The organism is Micromonospora sp. NPDC007271 (assembly GCF_040634005.1).
Lineage (GTDB): Bacteria > Actinomycetota > Actinomycetes > Mycobacteriales > Micromonosporaceae > Micromonospora.
This window is the reverse complement of record NZ_JBEYER010000086.1, coordinates 1-20088: the sequence shown is the minus strand read 5'-3', so window position 1 is coordinate 20088 and position 20088 is coordinate 1. Positions and strand designations below refer to the sequence as shown.

The window sequence follows — 20088 nt, the reverse complement described above, 5'->3', positions numbered from 1 at the left end:
GAGGTCAGCGCCAGTGCCGATTCGGGGTGCGATGCGGGTGTGGAATCTCGCCGAGTTGGCGACCGCTGAGCTCGTCGGTCTCGACGGTGGCGGCGACGGAACGGACCACGTCGGAGCCCAGCCCTTCGAGGGAGCGGCCCAGGATCTCCCAGGCGCGCAGCAGCGTCTCCTCGTAGCCGCGATACTGCTTGTCGAAGGCGGCGCCGATGTCGTCCCGACCCCACGGCCGCTGCGCGCTCGCCTCCGCGATCGCACCGCCGACCTCTCGCCGAGAGGCGCTGACCGCCTCCCCGGCCAGGGTCAGATCGACACCACCACGCCCGGCCCGGTCCGGGTCCAGCCAGATCTGCCCTTCGACCACTGTGGTCACTCGCCGCGCGAGGAAACGGCGTCCGCCCGGCCGAGCAGCGCACCGAAGTCGTTCGTTCGCAAGAACTCCACCGACGGCGAGCCGGGCGGCAGGTAGCCGGCGACCAGCTCCCGGGTCGCGGCGACCCCGGCGGTGGACGCCCGCAACACGGTCGTGGTGATCTTCCTGCTCAACGCCTTGGCGTCCCGGTCGTGGAAGACCGAGGGGGCGACCTCGACGCTGATCAGCTCGCCTCGGGCTCCGGCCACGGCGGTCACCTGGCCGTCATCGGAGCGCTCCGTCACCCGCAGCTCGGCGAGTTTGCCCTGGAGTTCGTCCAATCCGGACCGCAGTCGCTGGTATTGGCCGTACACCTCGTCGAAGCGCGCGCGCAGCGCACGGTTGGCGTCCCGGTCCGCGGTTTCAGCCACCGTCGCTCCTCCCCGTCACCGTCGGTAGGGCCGACCATACCGGGCGCCACCGAATCCGTGGGGTCCGGTAGTTTCAGGCTGTGATCGAGCGACAGCAGGCCGAGCAACTCGCCGCCGCCTGGGCACGACGGGACTCAGAGCGCCTGGGACACCCGTGCACGCCGCTGATTGAGGAGTTCGACCTGGGCTACCTGATCACGTCCACGGTCTCCCGCGAGGCCCGTGCCCTCCCGGGCGACCTGCCGACCACGGTGGTCGACAAGGAGACTGGTGAGGTGTCGACCTGGCCGCGTTTGCCGCTGGCCGCCGTCGCGCAGATGTACCGGCAGCGCCGGCCGCAGGAGCCGCGCGCACCGCGCACCGTCGACCCCGCCAGCCAGTTACTCCGTGAACTCACCCGGCTGCCCACACCGGGGGCTGCGGCGCATCTCACTCTCGACGGCCGCGTCCAGGTGGCCCAGGGGGTGAAGGGTGACGTCGCTCTGCACCACCATCCGCTGGTTCAGTCCTACCTGGACGACCTGCCTCCCGGCCACCTGGTCCGGGGCGGTGAGCGGCACGCCGAGATGGTCGTCGTCTCCGACGTGCTGCACGAGCGCGACCACCGGCGAGCGGCCGACGGCCTGCCTCCGCTGACCATGCCAGAGGCGAGACAGGTCCTAGGCGGCAGCCGCATCGAGTTCTTCCGGATCCGGGAGTCCGGCGATCCCACCGGTGGGCCCACGGAGCTGCCCTGCGACTCGTGCATCAACTTCCTGGTGCACTTCAACGTGCTTCCGTGGTCCGACCTCGCCTACGCGGAGGAGCGGCGGCCGGAGCCCCAGACCGCAATTCATGATGACCGTTTCCCGGAGGACGTGGCCCGGGCGCTCGTCGACGCGGGCTGGCAGGACAGCATGTTCAATGAGGCGCTTGCGTTGGGTGCCATCGCGGAGACGCGCCAAATCGCGGGCCGACGACACCAACATCAGGTCTTTGCCGCAGCTGTGCAGGCCTTGACCGCCTTTCCGGCGCTACTCAGCCACCGATGCGGGCCGGGCCAAGAGGTGTGGATAAGCAAGTTCACCACGAATCCACTGCGCAGCGCCCACACTGCGGACACGCTCGCTGACTTCGGCGCTGTCCTCGGCGTACGGCTTTTTCCGATCGGGACCGAACGCGGGGACAGCATCATCGCCGTTGACGAGCACGGGCGGATCTTCGCGCTCGATCAGGCCGGCGAGTGGTTCCTCGGCCCGGACATCGACGCCGCGCTGACCACCCTCCTGCTCGGCCGCGCCCCCGCCCGGGTACGCGACGACGGCACCTGGTGACGGTCGACCGCCACCGGCTGGTGGCTACAACGCCACCCCGGTCAGCACCATGACGCGCGGTTCGGTGTAGTCCTCCATCGCGCTGCGCAGCCCTTCCCGCCCGACGCCGGAGCCCTTCACTCCGCCGTACGGCATCTGGTCGGCCCGGTACGACGGCACGTCCCCGACGATCACCCCGCCGACCTCCAGGGTCCGGGACGCGAGGAACGCGGTCTGCAGGTTGTGCGTGAAGATGCCCGCCTGCAACCCGTACGCCGAGTCGTTGACCGCGGCGAACGCGGCCCGGTCGTCGGCGATCGGGCTGACCACCAGCACCGGGCCGAAGACTTCCTCCCGGCAGACCTTCGCGGATGACGGCACCCCGGACAGCACGGTCGGCGGGTAGGTCGCGCCCTCCCGGCGGCCGCCGACCTCGACGGTGGCTCCGGCGGCGACCGCCTCGTCGACCCATGCCTCGACGCGTTCGGCCGCTTCGACGGAGACCAACGGCCCGACGTCGGTCAGCTCGGAGGCCGGGTCCCCGGTCCGCAGTTCCTCCACCGCGGCGACGAGCCGGGGCAGGAAGCCGTCGTAGAGCCATTCGTGCACGTAGACCCGCTGCACGGCGATGCAGGACTGCCCGGCCTGGTAGTTGGAGAAGGTGGCGATCCGGTGCGCCGCGAAGGTCAGGTCCTCGTCCGACGACCAGTCTTCACAGATCACCGCCGCCGCGTTGCCGCCCAGTTCCAGGGTGACGTGCTTGTCGGGGGCGGCCCGGCGGATGGCCGCGCCGACCGGCCCGGAGCCGGTGAACGACACCACCGGCAGCCGGGGGTCGGCGACCAGCTCGGCGGCGCGCTCGTTGGGCAGCGGCAGCACCGAGAACATTCCCTCGGGCAGCTCAGTCTCGGCGAGGATCTCGCCGAGCAGCAGCGCCGACAGCGGGGTCGCCGGGGCCGGCTTGACGATGATCGGCGCACCGACGGCGATGGCCGGGGCGACCTTGTGGGCGACCAGGTTGAGCGGGAAGTTGAACGGCGCGATCCCCAGCACGGGGCCGCGAGGCACCCGCCGGACCAGCGCGATCCGCCCGGTGGCCGCCGGGTCGGTGTCGAGGCGTTGCAGCTCGCCGGAGAAGCGCCGGGCTTCTTCGGCCGCCCAGCGGAAGGTGGAGACCGCCCGGCCCACCTCGGCCTTCGCCCACTTGACCGGCTTGCCGTTCTCGGCGGTGATCAGGGCCGCGACCTCGTCGGCGCGTTCGGCGAGCCGCCGGGAGACGTGGTCCAGGGCCGCCGCGCGGACGTGCGCGGGCAGGGCCGCGGCCGCCCCGGCGGCTGCCGCGACGGCGGCTGCCGCGACGGCGGCTTCGACCTGGTCGGCCGTGGCGAAGGTGGTACGCCCGACCGTGCGGCCGTCGTACGGATGGGTGACGGCCAGCTCGCCCTCGCCGTGGGCGGGGCGGCCGGCGACGTAAAAGGCTCTCGGCTCCACGACCGGCAGCGTAGACGACGGCAGGCGCGCGCGGAAACAGTTGCCTCAACCCTTGTCTGTTACGGATTCAGTGGCCAAGATGGCAGTCAGATTGCGATAACCTCTGCAAACCCTTCCCCCCGGCCACCCTCGGAGACATTCTGATGAGTGATCAGCAGCAGCTGCGCAACTTCGTCAACGGCGAGTACGTCGACCCGGTGGACGGCGGCTACGCCGACCTGATCGACCCGTGCACCGGCGAGGTCTTCGCCCAGGCGCCGGTGTCCGGGGCGGCGGACGTGGACGCGGCGATGAAGGCCGCCGCCGCCGCGTTCGAGACGTGGCGGGACACCACCCCGGCCGAGCGGCAGAAGGCCCTGCTCAAGCTCGCCGACGCGGTGGAGGCCCGGGCGGCCGACCTGGTCGACGCCGAGGTACGCAACACCGGCAAGCCCCGGCAGCTCACCGCCGACGAGGAGCTGCCACCGGCCGTCGACGAGTTCCGCTTCTTCGCCGGCGCCGCCCGCCTGCTCGAGGGCCGCTCGGCCGGCGAGTACCTGGCGGGCCACACCTCGTACGTGCGGCGCGAGCCGATCGGCGTCTGCGCCCAGGTCACCCCGTGGAACTACCCGCTGATGATGGCGGTCTGGAAGATCGCCCCGGCGCTGGCGGCCGGCAACACCGTGGTGCTGAAGCCGTCGGACACCACGCCGGTGTCGACGCTGCTGCTGGCCGAGATCGCGGCCGAGTTCTTCCCGCCGGGCGTGTTCAACGTGGTCTGCGGCGACCGGGACACCGGCCGCGCGCTCGTCTCCCACCCCACCCCGCAGCTGGTGTCCATCACCGGCTCGACCCGGGCCGGCATGGAGGTCGCCGCGGCGGCGGCCCCGGACCTGAAGCGGACCCACCTGGAGCTGGGCGGCAAGGCCCCGGTGGTGCTCTTCGACGACGCGGACATCGCGGCGGCGGCCGAGGCGATCGCGGTGGGCGGCTACTTCAACGCCGGCCAGGACTGCACCGCCGCGACCCGGGTGCTCGCCGGTCCCGGCGTCTACGACGACTTCGTCGCCGCCCTCGCCGAGCAGGCCCGCAACACGAAGACCGGCGCGCCGGACGACGAGGACGTGCTCTACGGCCCGCTGAACAACGCCAACCAGCTCGCCCGGGTACGCGGCTTCGTGGACCGGCTGCCGGACCACGCGAACGTCGAGACCGGGGGCTCGCAGGTCGGCGAGCGCGGCTACTTCTACGCCCCCACCGTGGTCAGCGGAGTGCGCCAGCAGGACGAGGTCATCCAGCAGGAGGTGTTCGGGCCGGTCATCACCGTGCAGCGCTTCTCCGACGAGGACGAGGCGGTGCGCTGGGCCAACGGCGTGGAGTACGGCCTGTCCGCCTCGGTCTGGACGAAGGACCACGGCCGGGCGATGCGGATGACCCGCCGCCTCGACTTCGGCTGCGTCTGGGTGAACACCCACATCCCGTTCATCTCGGAGATGCCGCACGGCGGCTTCAAGCACTCGGGCCACGGCAAGGACCTCTCGGTCTACAGCCTCGAGGACTACACCCGGATCAAGCACGTCATGCACAACATCGAGGGCTGATTTCCATGACTTCCTCCGACGAGCTGCACAAGCGGCGGGGCACGGCGGTCGCCCGGGGCGTGGGCAGCACGATCACCTCCTACGTGGACCACGCCGGTGGCGGCACCATCACCGACGTCGACGGGCGGGAGTGGATCGACTTCGCCGCCGGCATCGCGGTCACCAACGTGGGCAACTCCGCCCCGAGGGTGGTCGAGGCGGTCCGGGCCCAGGTCGAACGCTTCACCCACACCTGCTTCATGGTCGCCCCGTACGAGTCGTACGTCGCGGTCTGCGAGCAGCTGAACGCACTGACCCCGGGCAACTTCGAGAAGCGCTCGGCGCTGTTCAACTCGGGCGCCGAGGCGGTGGAGAACGCCGTCAAGATCGCCCGGCATGCCACCGGACGGCCGGCGGTGGTGGTCTTCGACCACGCGTACCACGGCCGGACCAACCTGACCATGGCGCTCACCGCGAAGAACATGCCGTACAAGCACCGCTTCGGGCCGTTCGCGGGCGAGGTCTACCGGGTGCCGATGTCGTACCCGCTGCGCGACGGCGGGCTGGACGGGGCGACCGCCGCCGCCCGGGCGATCGAGATGGTGGAGAAGCAGGTCGGCGCGGAGAACGTGGCCGCGCTGCTGATCGAGCCGATTCAGGGCGAGGGCGGCTTCGTCGTACCCGCGGCGGGCTTCCTGCCGGCGCTGCGCGAGTGGGCGACGGCGGCCGGGGTGGTCTTCGTCGCCGACGAGATCCAGACCGGGTTCTGCCGGACCGGCGACTGGTTCGCCTGCCAGCACGAGGGCGTGGAGCCGGACCTGGTCACCCTGGCCAAGGGCATCGCCGGCGGGTTACCGCTCGCCGCGGTGACCGGCCGGGCCGAGCTGATGGACGCGGTGCACGTCGGGGGCCTCGGCGGGACGTACGGCGGCAACCCGATCGCATGCGCCGCCGCGCTCGCGGCCATCGAGACCATGCACGAGCTGGACCTGGCCGCTGCGGCCCGGCGGATCGGCGCGGTCATGGTCGACCGGCTGCGCGCGATCGCCGCCCGCGACCCGCGCGTCGCCGAGGTACGCGGCCGTGGCGCCATGCTCGCCGTGGAGATCGTGCAGCCGGACACGCTGACCCCGGACCCGGCCGCTACGGCGACGATCTCGGCGGCCTGCCACGCGGCGGGGCTGCTCACCCTCACCTGCGGCACCTACGGCAACGTGCTGCGTTTCCTGCCGCCGCTCGTCATCTCCGACGACGAGCTGGCCCGTGGCCTGGACATCCTGGACGCGGCCTTCGGCTGATCCACGGTCAGCCGGTGTACGTGGAACACCATGGCTCTCGATCCCCCCAGGAGCGACCCATGGTGTTCCACCCCGGCGGCGGTGCGGTCACCCGCCGCCCTGATCAGAGGCAGATCCAGCAGTACGCGTGGACATCGCCGGCAACAGCCCGGCGGGCCACGCGTCGCAACTCTCCCACGATCTCGGCGACGAGCTGCTCGTCCGGCCGGCCCACCCACTCCTCGGCGCCCCGCCACACCGCCGCGACGTCGTCGATCCGCTCGTCCGGCAACGCCGCGAGCTCGTTCACGAACGCCGGTTTGAGCCGGAGCAGGTAGGGGCCCTCGTCCCCGTTGCCGTCGACCCGCGCCTCGTCGGTGGACAGTCGCTCGGCCGCCACGTCCGGGTCGCCGTGCCGGATCGCCGCCCACAGCCTGCCGACCAGCACCGTCAGCTCGACAAACTTGCACCGGAGCGGGGCCAGGTCATCGCCGGGCCCCCTTTCGGCGGCGGCCAGCGCCCACGGTCGCCGCCAGCACGTGCTTGCGCTGCACCTTCACGTTGTATCTCCCGTCGTCCGGTGGTCTCGTACGACGCCTGGTACGGACGGGAGGGCCGGACCGTTCAGCCGGGACGGTGGATCACAACGGACCGTAACGGGTGTGCGGCGCTCCGGTGAGCAGCGCCCAGTACCGGTCGCCGTAGGACCAGTGCCACCACTCGGTCGGGTAGTTCACCAGCCCGGCCCCGCTCAGCGCGCCCACCAGGATCTGCCGGTTCCGCCAGGCGCTCACCGGGATGTGCCGGGCCGCCGTGAAGCAGGCGTCGGCGCTCTCCTCCGGGGTCGCGTCGAGGGCCGTGCCCATCTCCACCTCGATCCCGTCGGCGTCACACAGGGTGAGGTCGACCGCGCCGCCGGTGCTGTGCGGCGCCACCTCGACCGGCGAGACGAACTTCGTGGTCTCCCGGTGCAGCCGCTCCGGCGACCAGTCCGGGTAGCGCCGGCGCAACTCGTCCCGGTAGCCGGTGAAGATGTCGAGCTGCGCCCGGTACGGCCGGTACCCCTCGACGACCAGCAGGCGCAGGCCGTCCGGCAGCGCGCGCTGCGCGGCCAGCAACCGGTCCGCGACCCCGCGGCGCACCCGGGCGTACGCCCCGGCGGGGTCGGCGGCCCGGCCGTCCAGTCGCAGCCCGGGCAGTTCCCGCAGGTCGACCAGCGGATCGCCGTCGTCCCGACTGGACACGGCGGCGACGCGGGGATCGGACAGCAGGATCATGCCGCACCCCCCTCGGCGCGTACGCCGGGCCGGGCCGCGTGCCGGGTGAAGGCGAGCGCGACCAGCCGGTCCACCACCTCGGGGTAGTCGACGCCGGACGCGGCCCACACCTTCGGGTACATCGAGTGCGCCGTGAAACCGGGCAGGGTGTTCAGCTCGTTGACGAACAGGTCGCCGGTGGTCCCGTCGTAGAGGAAGTCCACCCGGGCCAGGCCCCAACCGCCGATCGCCCGGAAGGCGCGCACGGACAGGTCCCGGATCCGCTCGGTGACCTCGTCGGGCAGCGGCGCCGGAACGATCATCGGGTCGGCGTCGCCGAAGTACTTCTGTCGGTAGTCGAACCAGCCACCCGCGACCCGGACCTCGCCGACCGCCGACGCCTCCGGGTGCCAGCCGCCGAGCACGCCGCACTCCAGTTCGCGGCCGGTCACGCCCTGCTCGACCAGCACCACGTGGTCGTGCCGGAGCGCCTCCTCGACCGCGGCCGCGAGGTCGTCGCCCTCGGCCACCCGGGAGATCCCGATGGAGGAGCCCATCCGGGACGGCTTGACGAACAGCGGCCGGCGCAGCCCGACGACCAGTTTCTCGGGGTCCTCGGCGGCCCGCCAGGTCGGCGCGTCGAACCAGACGTGCGGGGTGATCGGCACCCCCTCGGCCCGCAGCGCCCGCTTCATCGCCACCTTGTCCATCCCGACGGCGGAGGCGAGGATGCCGCACCCGACGTACGGCACGCCGAGCGATTCCAGCAGGCCCTGCACCACGCCGTCCTCGCCGTACGGGCCGTGCAGCACCGGGAAGACCACGTCCAGTTCGGCGTGCACCGTGCCGGGCGCGTCGGCCGCGGTGCACGCCACCGTGCCGGCACGCGCCCCGGCCCGCAGTTCCACGGCCGGGCCGGTCACCGGCAGCCGGTCGTCGATGGCCCGGCCCTCGCCCACGCTGGCGAGGTGCTCGGCCAGCACCGGCTCCGGCACCAGCCGCAGCCCGCCGGCGCGGGTGATCCCGAGCGCGACCACCCGGTGGCCCCGCTCGGCCAGGGCCCGGGCCACGCCCAGCGCCGAGGCGCAGGAGACCTCGTGCTCCGCCGACGGGCCACCGAACAGGACACCGATCCGCACCGCAGCCCTCACGCCGCCACCCCTTTCATCCGAGCCGGGTCGGCGACGGGTCCGCCCGCCAGCCGGGCCACCAGCTCCGCTTCGACATTGCCGCCGGTCAGCACCACGCCGACCGTCCGGTACCTCCCCGGCCGCCCGCCCTCGGTGCCACCCGACGGCCCCAGCTCGGGACCACCCGCCAGCCGCAACGCGCCGGCCAGCCCGGCCGCCCCGGACGGCTCGACGAGCACCTTCAGCTCCAGCAGGAGCAGCCGGAACGCCTCGGCGATCGCGTCGTCGTCGACCCGCACGACGTCCCGGACGCCGTCCCGCGCGATCGCGAACGGCAGGTCGCCGACGCAGCTCGGGCGGAGCCCGTCGGCGATCGTGGGCGCCGGCACGACCGGGGTCGGCCGGCCGGCGGCGAGGCTGCGGGCCAGCGAGTCGCAGCCGACCGGCTCGACGCCGTACACCTCGACGGGGGTGCCGGCGGCGGCCAGGCAGGCCCCGGCGACGCCGCCGCCCCCGCCCACCGGCACCACCAGTGCGTCCAGCGGGATGCCGGCGCGTTCCGCCTCCTCGATCAGCTCCAGGCTGGCGGTGCCCTGCCCGGCCACCACGTCCGGGTGGTCGTAGGCGTCGACCAGCGGGTGGCCGTCGGCGTCGGCGAGCTGCCGGGCGGCGGCCAGCCGCTCCTCGACGGTGGTGCCGGCGAGGACGACCCGGGCCCCGGCCGCCCGGGCCCGGGCCACCTTCACGGGCGCGGCGTCTTCCGGCAGCACCACGGTCGCGGCCAGCCCGTGCCGGCGGGCGGCGAGGGCCACCGCCACGGCGTGGTTGCCAGTGCTCTGCGCGACCACCCCGGTGTGGCCGGCCGCGGCGAGCCTGCCCACGGCCAGCATGGCGCCGCGCATCTTGTAGGAGCCGCCGGTCTGGAGGTTCTCGGCCTTGAGCAGGATCCGGGCGCCGGCGAGCCGGTCGATCGCCGGGCTGTTCAGCACGGGGGTACGCACCACCCGGCCGGACAGCCACCAGGCGGCCTCCTCGACGCGGGCCCGGTCCGGCAGGGCCGGGGCAGGGCTGCGGGACATGGTCTCTCCTTCTCGGTTGTGGTCGGTGCCGGCGCGGCGCGGCAGGTCGAACAGCCAGTGCGCGCGGGCCGCCGTGAGTCCGCGGTGGACGGCGAGGCTGAGCGCCAGCACGAGGGCGGTGAGCAGGACCGGGTAGCCGGCCACCAGCAGCAGCCGTGCCGGCCGATTCAGGTCGGCGACCGGTCCGGCGAGGAGCCGGTGCAGCAGCGCGAGCACCGGCATGTGGATCACGTAGATCGGCAGCGTCCGGTGGCCGAGCCGGGCGAGCGCCCCGCCGACGACCCGGAGCCGGGCCGCCCGGGCCGCGGCGGTGACGCCGAACGCCACCGCGACGACCGACACCAGCAGCCATACGCCGGGTCGGCTCTCGGCCCCGGCCAGGGCCATGGCGGCCAGCGCCACGGCGTACGCCGCGCCGGTCGCGGCCAGGCGGCGCCTGGTCGCGCCGGCCGCCCAGCGCTGGAGGTACGGCCGCAGGTGCACGCCGGCCAGGAAGAACACCAGGTTCTGGTAGACCTGCCCGCGGTTGCCCGGGCTGTCTAGCAGGCCGGTGGCCGCCACGGCGGAGAGCGCGCCCGAGGCCACGAGCAGCACCGCCGGGTGGACCCGGCGCAGCGCCTTGGCCAGCGCGAAGTAGAGCGCCAGCGCGTACAGGTACCAGAGGTTCGAGGGCGTGACGGTGAGCTGGGCCAGCAGGTCGCCGAGGCTGGTGGCCCGGTCCGTGGGGAAGCCCGGCGCGAGGGCCAGCAGGGCGGTGTGGACGAGCAGCCAGATGGCGTACAGGTAGAGGTTGCGGGCGATCCGGGGGCGGCCGGCCACCCGCCACGGGCGGGCGACGGCGTTCGCCGCGAAGATCCCGGAGAGCGTGAAGAAGAGCGGCATCCGCAGCGGCAGCAGTTGCTCGCCGAGCAGCCCCCAGGCCCCGGGCACCGGCGGGTCGACCCGCCAGTCGATCCGCAGGTAGTGCTTCACGATGACGTGCCAGAGCACCACGAGGATGATGCAGGCGCCCTTGGCCGCGTCGGCCCAGACCACCCGGCCGGCCGATGTCGCGGCCTGATCGGTACGGGTCGGCACGGCGCTCTCCTCTCCCGGCGTCGTACGCCGTTGGTCGTTTTCGGGCAGGGGGCATCGCGGGACGCCGCATGGGCGGCTCCCGGGGTCTTCGAGGGGTGGGTCAGCGCACGGCAGGTAGCTGGACGTCGACCCGCAGGCCGCCGTCCTCGCCCGGTCGGGCGGCGATGATGCCGTCGTGCGCCTGGGTGATCGAGCGGGCGATGGCCAGGCCGAGCCCGGCCCCGCCGCCCTGGTTGGTCCGGTCCCGGGCCAGGCGCCGGAAGGGTTCGAAGAGGCCGGCGACCGCCTCGCCCGGGACGGTCTGGCCGGTGTTGGTGACGGTCAGCGCCGGGTCCCCGTCGACGGTGACGGCGAGCCGGCCGCCGGGCCGGTTGTACTTGATCCCGTTCTCCACCAGGTTGCCGACCAGGCGCTCCAGCAGCACCCGCTCTCCCGGCACGACCCGGGGCGCCAGCCGGCTCTCCACGGTCACTCCGGCCTCGGCCGCCCGGTCGGCGTACGCGGCCAGCACGGTGGTGACGATCTCGTCGAGGCGTTGCGGGGTGGAGGAGCGCAGCCCCTGGTCGCTCTCGCTGAGCGCGAGCAGGCCCTCGATGAGCCGCTCGTTGCGCTCGTTGGTGGCCAGCAGTTGGGCGGTGAGCAGGGCGAGCTGCTCGGCGGTGAGCGGCTGGGCCATCCCGACCTCGATGAGCGTCCGCTGCACGGCGAGGGGCGTACGCAGCTCGTGCGAGGCGTTCGCGGCGAACCGCCGCTGCCCCTCGTAGCCGGCCGTGACCCGGTCCATCATGTCGTCGATGGCGCGGGCGAGCCGGGCCAGCTCGTCGCGGCCGCCCCGGCGGATCCGGTGCCCGAGGTTCTGCGGCCCGAGGTCGGCGATCGGGTCGGCGAGGTCGCGCACCGGGCGCAGGCACCAGCGGGCCGCGCCCCAGACCGCGAGCACGCCGGCCAGCAGGACCAGCAACTCGATCAGCCCTGGCAGCACCGGGATGAGCGGCCGGACGGGCTCACACACCGCGCCGACCGTCTGCAGGTCGCAGAACGCCTGCGCCCGCCACCACAGCTGGCCGAGCAGCTGCTTGCCGAGGCCGGGCAGCCAGTAGCCGCCGAGCAGGGCCAGCGCCCCGACCAGCAGGACGCGGCGGCGGGGGCTCACGCCGGCTCGCCGATCCGGTAGCCGGCCTTCGGCACGGTGTGGATGACCGACGGTTGGCCGAGCTTCTTGCGCAGCGTCATCACGGTCACCCGGACGGCGTTGGTGAACGGGTCGGCGAACTCGTCCCAGGCCTGTTCGAGCAGCTCCTCGGCACTGACCACGCCGCCGCCCGCGCGCATGAGCACGTGCAGGACGGCGAACTCCTTGGGGCTCAGGCCGAGCGGCCGCCCGTCCCGGGTGACCGTGTGCCGGGCCACGTCGAGCACCACCCCGTGCCGCTCCAGCACCGGCGGCACCGCCGGGGCGGACCGCCGGCCCAGCGCCTGCACCCGGGCCACCAGCTCGGCGAAGGCGAACGGCTTGGTCAGGTAGTCGTCGGCGCCCAGCCCGAGACCCGCCACCCGGTCCCGGATGCCGGCCGCGGCGGTGAGCAGCAGGACCCGGGTGCCGGCGGCGGATCCGGCGAGGCTGCGGCACACCTCGTCGCCGGTGGCGCCGGGCATGTCCCGGTCCAGCACGGCCACGTCGTACCGGTTGACCCCGATCCGCTCCAGCGCGCCGTCGCCGTCGTAGCAGACGTCGACCGCCATCGAGAACCGGCGCAGCCCTTCGGCGACCGTGTCCGCCAGCAACCGCTCGTCGTCCGCCACCAACACCCGCACCGCTGTCCGCTCCCCCATGCTCCTGATCCGTCCCGCATACGGTCCCAGGCAGGAGATAAGGGTTCCGTAAGCGCCGCCGGAGCAATCCTCCACGCCGGGCGGCACCCGCCGGTCCCCGGCGCACCGTCTGGGGCGTTCGTCCGGGCCCGAGGAGCCACCCGCAGCCGGGGAGTGAGCCGGATCACTGCTGGCGACGGATCCCGAGGGTGCTCTGCGCCGGCAGCAGGCCGGTGGCCACCACGGCCTGGGTGAGCGGGGCGACGAGCTGGGCGAACCGGCCGACCGCCGGCCCGAGCGCGCGCCACGGCGCCGCGGCCAGCTCGTCGGTCCGCCGCTCCACGTCGTCACGCAGTCGGCGGCCGGCCTCGGTGGCCACCCCGTGGCCGTCGACCAGGCCCCGGGCGGCCAGCCGGTCCCGGGCTGCGTCCCACTCCTCGGCGGTCCACCGGCGGCTCGCGAAGACCTCCACGGGGGCGGCGCCGACGGCGGCGAAGGAGACCAGCGACTCGGCCGGGTCCAGCCCGGCGGTGCGCAGCGCCGCGATGTGCCCGTCGCCCCGGTGCTCGCGCAGGATCGTGGCGGCCTGCCACAGCGCCAGGTGCGGCGCATCGGGCCAGGGCAGGTCGGCGTTGGCGGCGGCGAGGGGGCGGCCGCCCAGGTCGGCGGCGTGCACCGCGCGGCGGGCCAGGGCCGCAGCCTCGGCCAGTTCGGCCGACTCGACCCGGGCGCCGAGCAGGGCGCGCAGCGCCCGGTCCACCCCGGACAGCCGGGCGGCGAGCACCTTGGCCGGGTCGGCGGTGGCCCAGACGGCAGGCACGTACTCGGCGACCATCCGCGGGCTGAAGCTGTAGTACGTGGCGGCGACCAGATTGGGGCCGGCCGCGCCGAGCGGGGCGCTGCGCAGCGCGAAGTAGCCGGGCCAGCGCTCCCCGGTCGGCAGGCCGAGCGCGGCGGCCTCCTCGGTCAGCTCGGGCGCGTAGTAGACCAGCGCGTGCACGGGCTCGATCAGGTGCCACATCTGCCGGACCATCGCCAGTTCCATCTCGACCTCCCGATCACATCTTGTCGGTGCCAAGTTTGCGGACGTCCCCGAAACTTGTCAATGACAAGTTCGAGAGCGGCTTGGCGATCGGCGGTGAGCTGGGTCACCATGGGCGCGAGGAGGTCGCCAATGGCCGACCCGTGGCTCGCCCTGGAATTCGGTGCCGATCCGGCGGAGCGGATCGCGCAGGTCGGCGCCGCCCACGAAGCGTTCCTCACCGCTGGCACCACCGCCGGCCGGGTCCGCGACGTCGTGCGCCGGTCGTGGGAGCGGTCCGCACTGCTCGACCCCGAGACCACCGCCCCGGTCGACCTCGCCGACGACGCGCTGGCGGGCTACCGCGCCGCCCACCCCCTGAACCGTGTGCTGCCCCTTTTCCGCGACCTGCTCGGCGGCATCGCCCTCGACGGCGCGCACCTCATGGCGGTCTGCGACGCGGACGGGCGGCTGCTCTGGGTGGAGGGGCATCCGGGTGTGCTCCGGCACGCCGAGCGGATGAACTTCGTGCCCGGCGCCCGCTGGGACGAGGCCCACGCCGGCACCAACGCGCCCGGCACCGCCCTGGCCGTCGACCACAGCGTGCAGATCTTCGCCACCGAGCACTTCGTCCGGCCGGTGCAGCGCTGGACCTGTGCCGCCGCCCCGATCCACGACCCCACCACCGGCCGGCTGCTCGGCGCGATCGACATCACCGGCGGGGACCACCTGGCCACCCCGCAGAGCCTGGCCCTGGTGCGCGCCACCGCCCGGGCCGCCGAGGCGTTCCTGGCCGGCGCCGCCCCCGCCGAACCCGACGTGCTGCACGTCGCCGCGCTCGGCCGCGACGAGGCGGAACTGCGCGTCGGGGGCCGGCGCATCCGGCTCGGCCGGCGGCACAGCGAACTGCTCGTGCTGCTCCTCGACCACCCCGAGGGGCGCACCGGGGAACAGCTCGGCCTCGACCTCTACGGCGACGACAGGTTGCACCCCGTCACCCTGCGCGCCGAACTGTCCCGGCTGCGCCGGGCCCTCGGCGAGGAAATGCTCGACTCCCGCCCGTACCGGCTGCGGCCGGCCGTGCGCGCCGACTTCCGTACCGTCACCGAACTGCTCGAACGCGGCGACGCGGCGGGGGCGCTGCGCGCGTACCGCGGGCCCCTGCTGCCCGGGTCGGACGCGCCGGGAGTGGCGCGACTGCGCCGGCTGGTCGACGGCCAGCTCCGCGCGGCCGTGCTGGCCGCCGCGGACCCGGCGCTGCTCACCGCCTGGACCGCGACGCCCGCCGGCGCCGACGACCTCACCGCCTGGCAGGCCCTGGCCCGGGCGTTGCCGCCGGACGCGCCGCGCCGGCCCCTCGCCCTGGCCCGCGCCCGCCAGCTCGCCGAGGAGTACGACCTGCCGCGCGCAACGTTGCTGCAACGTCGCGGAAACTAACGTCCCCGCCGTCCACCCCTGACGGACGGCGGAGGTACCCATGACGCGCTACGACGCCCCCACCCACTGGCAGTCCCGCTACGACCACTTCATCGGCGGCGAGTACGTGAAGCCGCACGGTGGCCGGTACTTCGAGAACCCCACCCCGGTGACCGGGCAGACCTTCTGCGAGGTGGCCCGGGGCACCGCCGAGGACGTGGAGAAGGCACTCGACGCCGCACACGGCGCCGCGGACGCCTGGGGCCGCACCCCGGTCGCCGAACGGTCGCTGATCCTCAACAAGATCGCCGACCGGATGCAGGACAACCTGGAATCCCTCGCCATCGCCGAGACCTGGGAGAACGGCAAGCCGGTACGCGAGACCCTGGCCGCCGACATCCCCCTCGCCATCGACCACTTCCGCTACTTCGCGGGGGCGATCCGGGCCCAGGAGGGCTCCCTCGGCGAGCTCGACGACGACACGGTGGCCTACCACTTCCACGAGCCGCTCGGCGTGGTCGGGCAGATCATTCCGTGGAACTTCCCGATCCTCATGGCGGTCTGGAAGCTCGCCCCGGCGCTGGCCGCCGGCAACGCCGTGGTGCTCAAGCCGGCCGAGCAGACCCCGGCCTCGATCCACTACCTGCTCTCGCTGGTCGCGGATCTGCTCCCGCCCGGCGTGGTCAACGTGGTCAACGGATTCGGCGTCGAGGCGGGCAAGCCGCTGGCGTCCTCGCCCCGGGTGGCGAAGGTGGCGTTCACCGGCGAGACCACCACCGGGCGGCTGATCATGCAGTACGCCAGCGAGAACATCAAACCCGTCACCCTGGAGCTGGGCGGCAAGAGCCCGAACATCTTCTTCGACGACGTCAGCGCCGCTTCCGACGACTTCCGGGACAAGGCCCTCGAAGGCTTCACCATGTTCGCGCTCAACCAGGGCGAGGTTTGCACGTGCCCGTCCCGGGCGCTGATCCAGCAGGGCCACTACTCGGACTTCCTGGCCGCCGCCGTCGACCGGACGCGGCAGGTCACGCAGGGCCACCCGCTGGACACCGAGACGATGATCGGGGCGCAGGCGTCCAACGACCAGTTGGAGAAGATCCTGTCCTACCTGGACATCGGCCGGCAGGAGGGCGCTCGCGTTCTGGCGGGCGGTGAGCGGGCGGACCTGGGCGGCGAGCTGTCCGGCGGGTACTACGTGCAGCCCACGATCTTCGAGGGCGACAACTCGATGCGGATCTTCCAGGAGGAAATCTTCGGCCCGGTGGTCTCGGTGACCTCCTTCGCCGACCTGGACGACGCCGTGAAGATCGCCAACGACACCCTGTACGGGCTCGGCGCGGGCGTCTGGACCCGGGACATCAACACCGCGTACCGGGCCGGGCGGGCGATCCAGGCCGGACGGGTCTGGACGAACTGCTACCACGCCTACCCGGCCCACGCCGCGTTCGGCGGGTACAAGCAGTCCGGCATCGGCCGGGAGAACCACAAGATGATGCTGGAGCACTACCAGCAGACCAAGAACCTTCTGGTCAGCTACTCCCCCAAGAAGCTGGGCTTCTTCTGATGGGTGACCCCGTCACTCTGACGCCCGCGGCGGCCGGCCTGATCCGGTCGCTGCGGGCGGCCCACGGGCCGCTCATGTTCCACCAGTCCGGCGGCTGCTGCGACGGCAGCGCCCCCATGTGCTACTCGGCCGGCGAGTTCCGCACCGGCGCCTCGGACGTGCTGCTCGCCTCGCTGGAGGTCGACGGCGTGCCCGAGCCGGTCGAGTTCTGGATGTCCACCGCCCAGTGGGAGCTGTGGAAACACACCCGGCTCACGGTCGACGTGGTGCCCGGCCGGGGCAGCGGCTTCTCCCTGGAGGCCCCCGAGGGCGTCCGCTTCCTCATCCGCTCTCACCTGGCCCGCTGACTGTCCGAGATCTTCCAGCTCCCTGGCACCCTCGTCCCGCGCTGCCTCCGCCGCTGATGGTCAGGCGATCTGACGGAGGTCGTCACCGTAGTCGAAGATGATGCGCAGCTTCGCGCCGAGCGCGGTCGCGTAGCGGCTCAAGGTCGCCACCTCGTTCACCTCGAGGTCGCCGTTCTCGATCTGGCTGACCCGGCCCGGCGTGACCCCCATGAGCTCGGCGACCTGCCGCTGGGTGAGCCCCAGCCGCTTGCGCTCCTCCGCCAGGTGGAAGGCGCTCACCCAGGCCTCGGTCCGGGCTCGCTCCGCCTCGTAGGCCGTGTCGTCGCCGCCGAGTTCGGCGCGGACCTCATCCCAGTCGTAGAACTCCGTCACAACTTGAACTAAACACCACGGAGGGGTCAGCGGGCGTCGAGGAGGGGTTGGTGCGGGTTCCAGGGCTCGCCGCCGGCGGCGTCGCGGCGGCGGCGGGCGATTGCCGACAGCGCCTCCAGCACCACCCGGTTGCCCAGGTACGCCGTGATGTCGGCGTGGTCGTAGGGCGGGGCGACCTCGACCACGTCCACGCCCACCACCGGCAGCTCGTAGCAGACCCGGCGCACCGCGTCGAGAAGCTGGCGCGAGGTGAACCCGCCCGGCTCCGGGGTGCCGGTGCCGGGGGCCATCCCGGGGTCGACCACGTCCACGTCGACGGAGAGGAAGACGCCCTCGCACTCGTCCGTGGCGATCTCGAACGCCTCCGAGAGGCAGGAATCCAGCCCCCGGGCCACCACCTCGGTCATCTCGTACGACCGCATCCGCTGCTCGGCCATCCACGCCAGGGTCGACGGGCCGGGCCAGTAGCCGCGCAGGCCGATCTGGAGGAAGCGGTCGCCGCGTACCGCGCCGGACTCGATGAGCCGGCGCATCGGCTGGCCGTGCCCGTGCAGCGAGCCGAACTCGATGTCCCCGGTGTCGGCGTGGGCGTCGAAGTGGACCAGCGACACCCGGCCGAGCCCGTGGTGGCGGGCCACCCCGGTGGCGTCGGGCAGGGCGATGGAGTGGTCGCCGCCGAGCACGATCGGGATGGCGCCGACGCGGGCCACGTCGAAGACCGCTGCCTCCAGGGCGGCCAGTGACCGTTCGATGTCGCCGGAGAACATCTCCACGTCGCCCGCGTCGTAGACGCGGAGGTCCTGCAACCCGTCGACCCGCAACGCCAGGGACGGGCGGGAGCCGTCGTGCGGCAGGTAGCAGGCCTGGCGGATGGCGGACGGACCGAACCGGGTGCCCGGCCGGTGCGAGGTGCCACCGTCGAAGGGCGCCCCGACGATCACCACGTCCGCGTCCGCGTAGGTGGCCGGCTCCTCGATGGTGCACGGGGGCACCCCGAGGAAGGTGACGTCGGGGCCGAACATCGGGCCGTAGCGGGTCACCGCTCCTCCATTCCCCACGGCGAGCCGTAGCCGGTCAGCAGGTCGAGGAAGGGCCTCGGGGGCAGCGCCTCCGGGCCGAGCACGCCGGTGCCGGACCAGGCGCCGGTGGCCAGCAGTTCCAGCGCGACGACGGGGTTGACCGCGGTCTGCCAGACCACCGCCTGGTGGCCGTACTCCTTCATCGACCACTCGTTGTCGACCACGTGGTAGAGGTAGACCTTGCGTGGCCGGCCGTCGATGCCGGTGCCGGTCACGTACGTGCCGGCGCAGGTCTTGCCGCGCATCCGGTCACCGAGGGTGGCCGGGTCGGGCAGGCAGGCGGCCACCACGTCGCGCGGGGAGACGGAGACGCCGCCCACCCGCACCGGCGAGGTCCGATCCAGGCCGAGCTTGTGCAGGGTCTTGAGTACCTCGATGAACTCGTCGCCGAGGCCGTACTTGAAGGTGACCCGCTTCGCCTTCACCCAGCGCGGGATGAGCAGCACCTCCTCGTGCTCCACGTTGACGCACTCGACCGGGCCGATCCCCTCGGGGAACTCGAAGACCTCCGGCTCGGAGAAGGGCACGGTGGTGTACCAGCCCCGGTCAGCCTCCCAGACCACCGGCGGGTTCAGGCACTCCTCGATGGTGGTCCAGATGGAGAAGGACGGCGCGAAGTCGTAGCCGTCGACGGTGAGGTTGGCGCCGTCGCGTACCCCGATCTCGTCGATCTCGGCGAAGAGTTCGTCGGCGGCGTAGCGGGCGAAGACGTCGGACAGGCCGGGCTCGACGCCGATGCCGCAGAGCGCGAGGCGGCCGGTCTCCGCCCAGGCGGAGGCCGCGGCGAACTGGTCGTCGCCGAGCTTCACGCCGGTCTCCGCGTAGGGTGTGGTCGGATGCGGGTGGGACAGCGACATCGCCATGTCCAGGTAGTCCGCCCCGGCGGCGAACGCGCCGTCGAAGATCGGCATGACGAAGCGCGGGTCGACCGCGTTGAGCACGTGGGTGATCCGGTGCTCCCGGCAGAGCGCCGCGACCGCGTCCGCCGAGGCGGCGTCGACGTGGGCGGCGACGAAGCGGGAGTCGTGTTCGGCGATCGCCCGCGACGCGCGGCCGAGGTCGTAGTCGGCGACCACCATGGTCTCGAAGAAGGAGCGCCGGGCGGCGATGGCCACGGCGGCGGAGCCGACCCCGCCGGCGCCCACGAGCAGGATGCGCATCAGGAATCAAACCCCAAACCAAGACGATCGAGCGTACGGAGCCAGAGGTTGCGCCGGCCTTCCCGCGCGTCGGCGCGGGCGAGTGACCAGCGGGTGAGATTGATGCCGGTGGCCCGGAACGGCTCCGGCGGGAACGGCAGCGGCTTGCTGCGGACCAGGTCGAGCCGGGTCAGCGGGGTCTCCTCCCCGCCGAGCAGGTCGAGCATCACCCGGGCGCCGAACCGGGTCGCCCCGACGCCGAGCCCGGTGAACCCGGCCGCGTACGCCAGCCGCCCGTCGTAGGCGGTGCCGAAGAAGGGGCAGAACCGGGTGCAGGTGTCGATGACGCCGCCCCAGCGGTGGCTGAACCGGAGGCCCTCGAGCTGGGGAAAGG

19 protein-coding genes and 1 pseudogene are annotated in these 20088 nt (G+C 73.2%); 6 read left to right on the top strand and 14 right to left on the bottom strand.

Features of this window, described 5'->3' with window-relative positions; genetic code table 11:
* Positions 1-4: 4 nt before the first annotated feature.
* Both ABZ570_RS25760 and ABZ570_RS25755 read right to left on the bottom strand, forming a co-directional pair.
* Entirely contained in the window at positions 5-370 is a 366-nt protein-coding gene (locus tag ABZ570_RS25760; RefSeq protein WP_358068690.1) for a hypothetical protein, read from the bottom strand.
* A complete protein-coding gene (locus tag ABZ570_RS25755; RefSeq protein WP_358068687.1) occupies positions 367-780 on the bottom strand; it encodes a YbaB/EbfC family nucleoid-associated protein in 414 nt (137 codons plus the stop codon). The genes ABZ570_RS25760 and ABZ570_RS25755 overlap by 4 nt, the downstream gene beginning before the upstream one ends.
* A gap of 80 nt (positions 781-860) precedes the next feature.
* Between ABZ570_RS25755 and ABZ570_RS25750 the strand changes: the two genes are divergently transcribed.
* Positions 861-2093, top strand: coding sequence for an SUKH-3 domain-containing protein (locus ABZ570_RS25750; protein ID WP_358068684.1), 1233 nt, complete (start codon positions 861-863; stop codon positions 2091-2093).
* A 24-nt stretch (positions 2094-2117) separates the two neighbouring features.
* Here ABZ570_RS25750 and ABZ570_RS25745 read toward each other — a convergent pair whose 3' ends face one another.
* Positions 2118-3563 (bottom strand): aldehyde dehydrogenase family protein, encoded by a 1446-nt coding sequence (locus ABZ570_RS25745; protein WP_358068681.1) that lies wholly within the window; start codon positions 3561-3563, stop codon positions 2118-2120.
* A 143-nt stretch (positions 3564-3706) separates the two neighbouring features.
* Here ABZ570_RS25745 and ABZ570_RS25740 point away from each other — a divergent pair, with 143 nt between their 5' ends.
* Both ABZ570_RS25740 and gabT read left to right on the top strand, forming a co-directional pair.
* Positions 3707-5143, top strand: coding sequence for a gamma-aminobutyraldehyde dehydrogenase (locus ABZ570_RS25740; RefSeq protein WP_358068679.1), 1437 nt, complete (start codon positions 3707-3709; stop codon positions 5141-5143).
* A 5-nt stretch (positions 5144-5148) separates the two neighbouring features.
* Positions 5149-6420 carry a 4-aminobutyrate--2-oxoglutarate transaminase gene (gene gabT / locus ABZ570_RS25735; RefSeq protein ID WP_358068676.1) on the top strand — a complete coding sequence of 424 codons (1272 nt, stop codon included), beginning with the start codon at positions 5149-5151 and terminating at the stop codon, positions 6418-6420.
* Between the two features lie 103 nt (positions 6421-6523).
* Here gabT and ABZ570_RS25730 read toward each other — a convergent pair whose 3' ends face one another.
* The 7 genes from ABZ570_RS25730 to ABZ570_RS25700 all read right to left on the bottom strand — a co-directional run bounded on the left by ABZ570_RS25730 (position 6524) and on the right by ABZ570_RS25700 (position 13798).
* Complete coding sequence (locus ABZ570_RS25730; protein ID WP_358068673.1) at positions 6524-6847, bottom strand: hypothetical protein; 324 nt, start codon at positions 6845-6847, stop codon at positions 6524-6526.
* 193 nt (positions 6848-7040) lie between these two features.
* The gene (locus ABZ570_RS25725) at positions 7041-7676 is read right to left on the bottom strand and encodes a M15 family metallopeptidase (RefSeq protein ID WP_358068670.1); all 636 of its coding nucleotides are present in this window, start codon (positions 7674-7676) and stop codon (positions 7041-7043) included.
* On the bottom strand, positions 7673-8806 hold the full coding sequence (locus tag ABZ570_RS25720; RefSeq protein WP_358068667.1) for a D-alanine--D-alanine ligase family protein: 1134 nt from the start codon (positions 8804-8806) through the stop codon (positions 7673-7675). Before ABZ570_RS25720 ends, ABZ570_RS25725 begins: the two co-directional genes overlap by 4 nt.
* The gene (locus tag ABZ570_RS25715) at positions 8803-10941 is read right to left on the bottom strand and encodes a pyridoxal-phosphate dependent enzyme (RefSeq protein WP_358068664.1); all 2139 of its coding nucleotides are present in this window, start codon (positions 10939-10941) and stop codon (positions 8803-8805) included. The genes ABZ570_RS25720 and ABZ570_RS25715 overlap by 4 nt, the downstream gene beginning before the upstream one ends.
* A 100-nt stretch (positions 10942-11041) precedes the next feature.
* Complete coding sequence (locus ABZ570_RS25710; RefSeq protein ID WP_358068661.1) at positions 11042-12094, bottom strand: HAMP domain-containing sensor histidine kinase; 1053 nt, start codon at positions 12092-12094, stop codon at positions 11042-11044.
* Positions 12091-12756, bottom strand: coding sequence for a response regulator transcription factor (locus ABZ570_RS25705; protein WP_358068717.1), 666 nt, complete (start codon positions 12754-12756; stop codon positions 12091-12093). The genes ABZ570_RS25710 and ABZ570_RS25705 overlap by 4 nt, the downstream gene beginning before the upstream one ends.
* Positions 12757-12937: 181 nt before the next feature.
* Positions 12938-13798, bottom strand: coding sequence for a hypothetical protein (locus ABZ570_RS25700; RefSeq protein WP_358068658.1), 861 nt, complete (start codon positions 13796-13798; stop codon positions 12938-12940).
* Between the two features lie 129 nt (positions 13799-13927).
* Here ABZ570_RS25700 and ABZ570_RS25695 point away from each other — a divergent pair, with 129 nt between their 5' ends.
* The 3 genes from ABZ570_RS25695 to ABZ570_RS25685 are packed head-to-tail and all read left to right on the top strand — an operon-like array spanning position 13928 to position 17104.
* Positions 13928-15211 carry a GAF domain-containing protein gene (locus ABZ570_RS25695; protein WP_358068655.1) on the top strand — a complete coding sequence of 428 codons (1284 nt, stop codon included), beginning with the start codon at positions 13928-13930 and terminating at the stop codon, positions 15209-15211.
* 40 nt (positions 15212-15251) lie between these two features.
* Positions 15252-16757 carry an aldehyde dehydrogenase gene (adh, locus tag ABZ570_RS25690; RefSeq protein WP_358068652.1) on the top strand — a complete coding sequence of 502 codons (1506 nt, stop codon included), beginning with the start codon at positions 15252-15254 and terminating at the stop codon, positions 16755-16757.
* Positions 16757-17104 carry a DUF779 domain-containing protein gene (locus ABZ570_RS25685; protein ID WP_358068649.1) on the top strand — a complete coding sequence of 116 codons (348 nt, stop codon included), beginning with the start codon at positions 16757-16759 and terminating at the stop codon, positions 17102-17104. Before adh ends, ABZ570_RS25685 begins: the two co-directional genes overlap by 1 nt.
* A gap of 60 nt (positions 17105-17164) precedes the next feature.
* Here ABZ570_RS25685 and ABZ570_RS25680 read toward each other — a convergent pair whose 3' ends face one another.
* The 4 genes and pseudogenes from ABZ570_RS25680 to ABZ570_RS25665 form a co-directional block, all read right to left on the bottom strand.
* Positions 17165-17476, bottom strand: coding sequence for a helix-turn-helix transcriptional regulator (locus ABZ570_RS25680; protein ID WP_358068647.1), 312 nt, complete (start codon positions 17474-17476; stop codon positions 17165-17167).
* A 26-nt stretch (positions 17477-17502) separates the two neighbouring features.
* Positions 17503-18516, bottom strand: a complete 1014-nt coding sequence (gene speB / locus ABZ570_RS25675; protein ID WP_358068644.1) for an agmatinase — start codon at positions 18514-18516, stop codon at positions 17503-17505.
* Entirely contained in the window at positions 18513-19715 is a 1203-nt protein-coding gene (locus tag ABZ570_RS25670) for a saccharopine dehydrogenase C-terminal domain-containing protein (protein ID WP_358068641.1), read from the bottom strand. Before ABZ570_RS25670 ends, speB begins: the two co-directional genes overlap by 4 nt.
* Positions 19715-20088 (bottom strand): annotated as a pseudogene (locus tag ABZ570_RS25665) (FAD-dependent oxidoreductase); the annotation flags it as partial. The gene ABZ570_RS25670 and the pseudogene ABZ570_RS25665, both read right to left, overlap by 1 nt.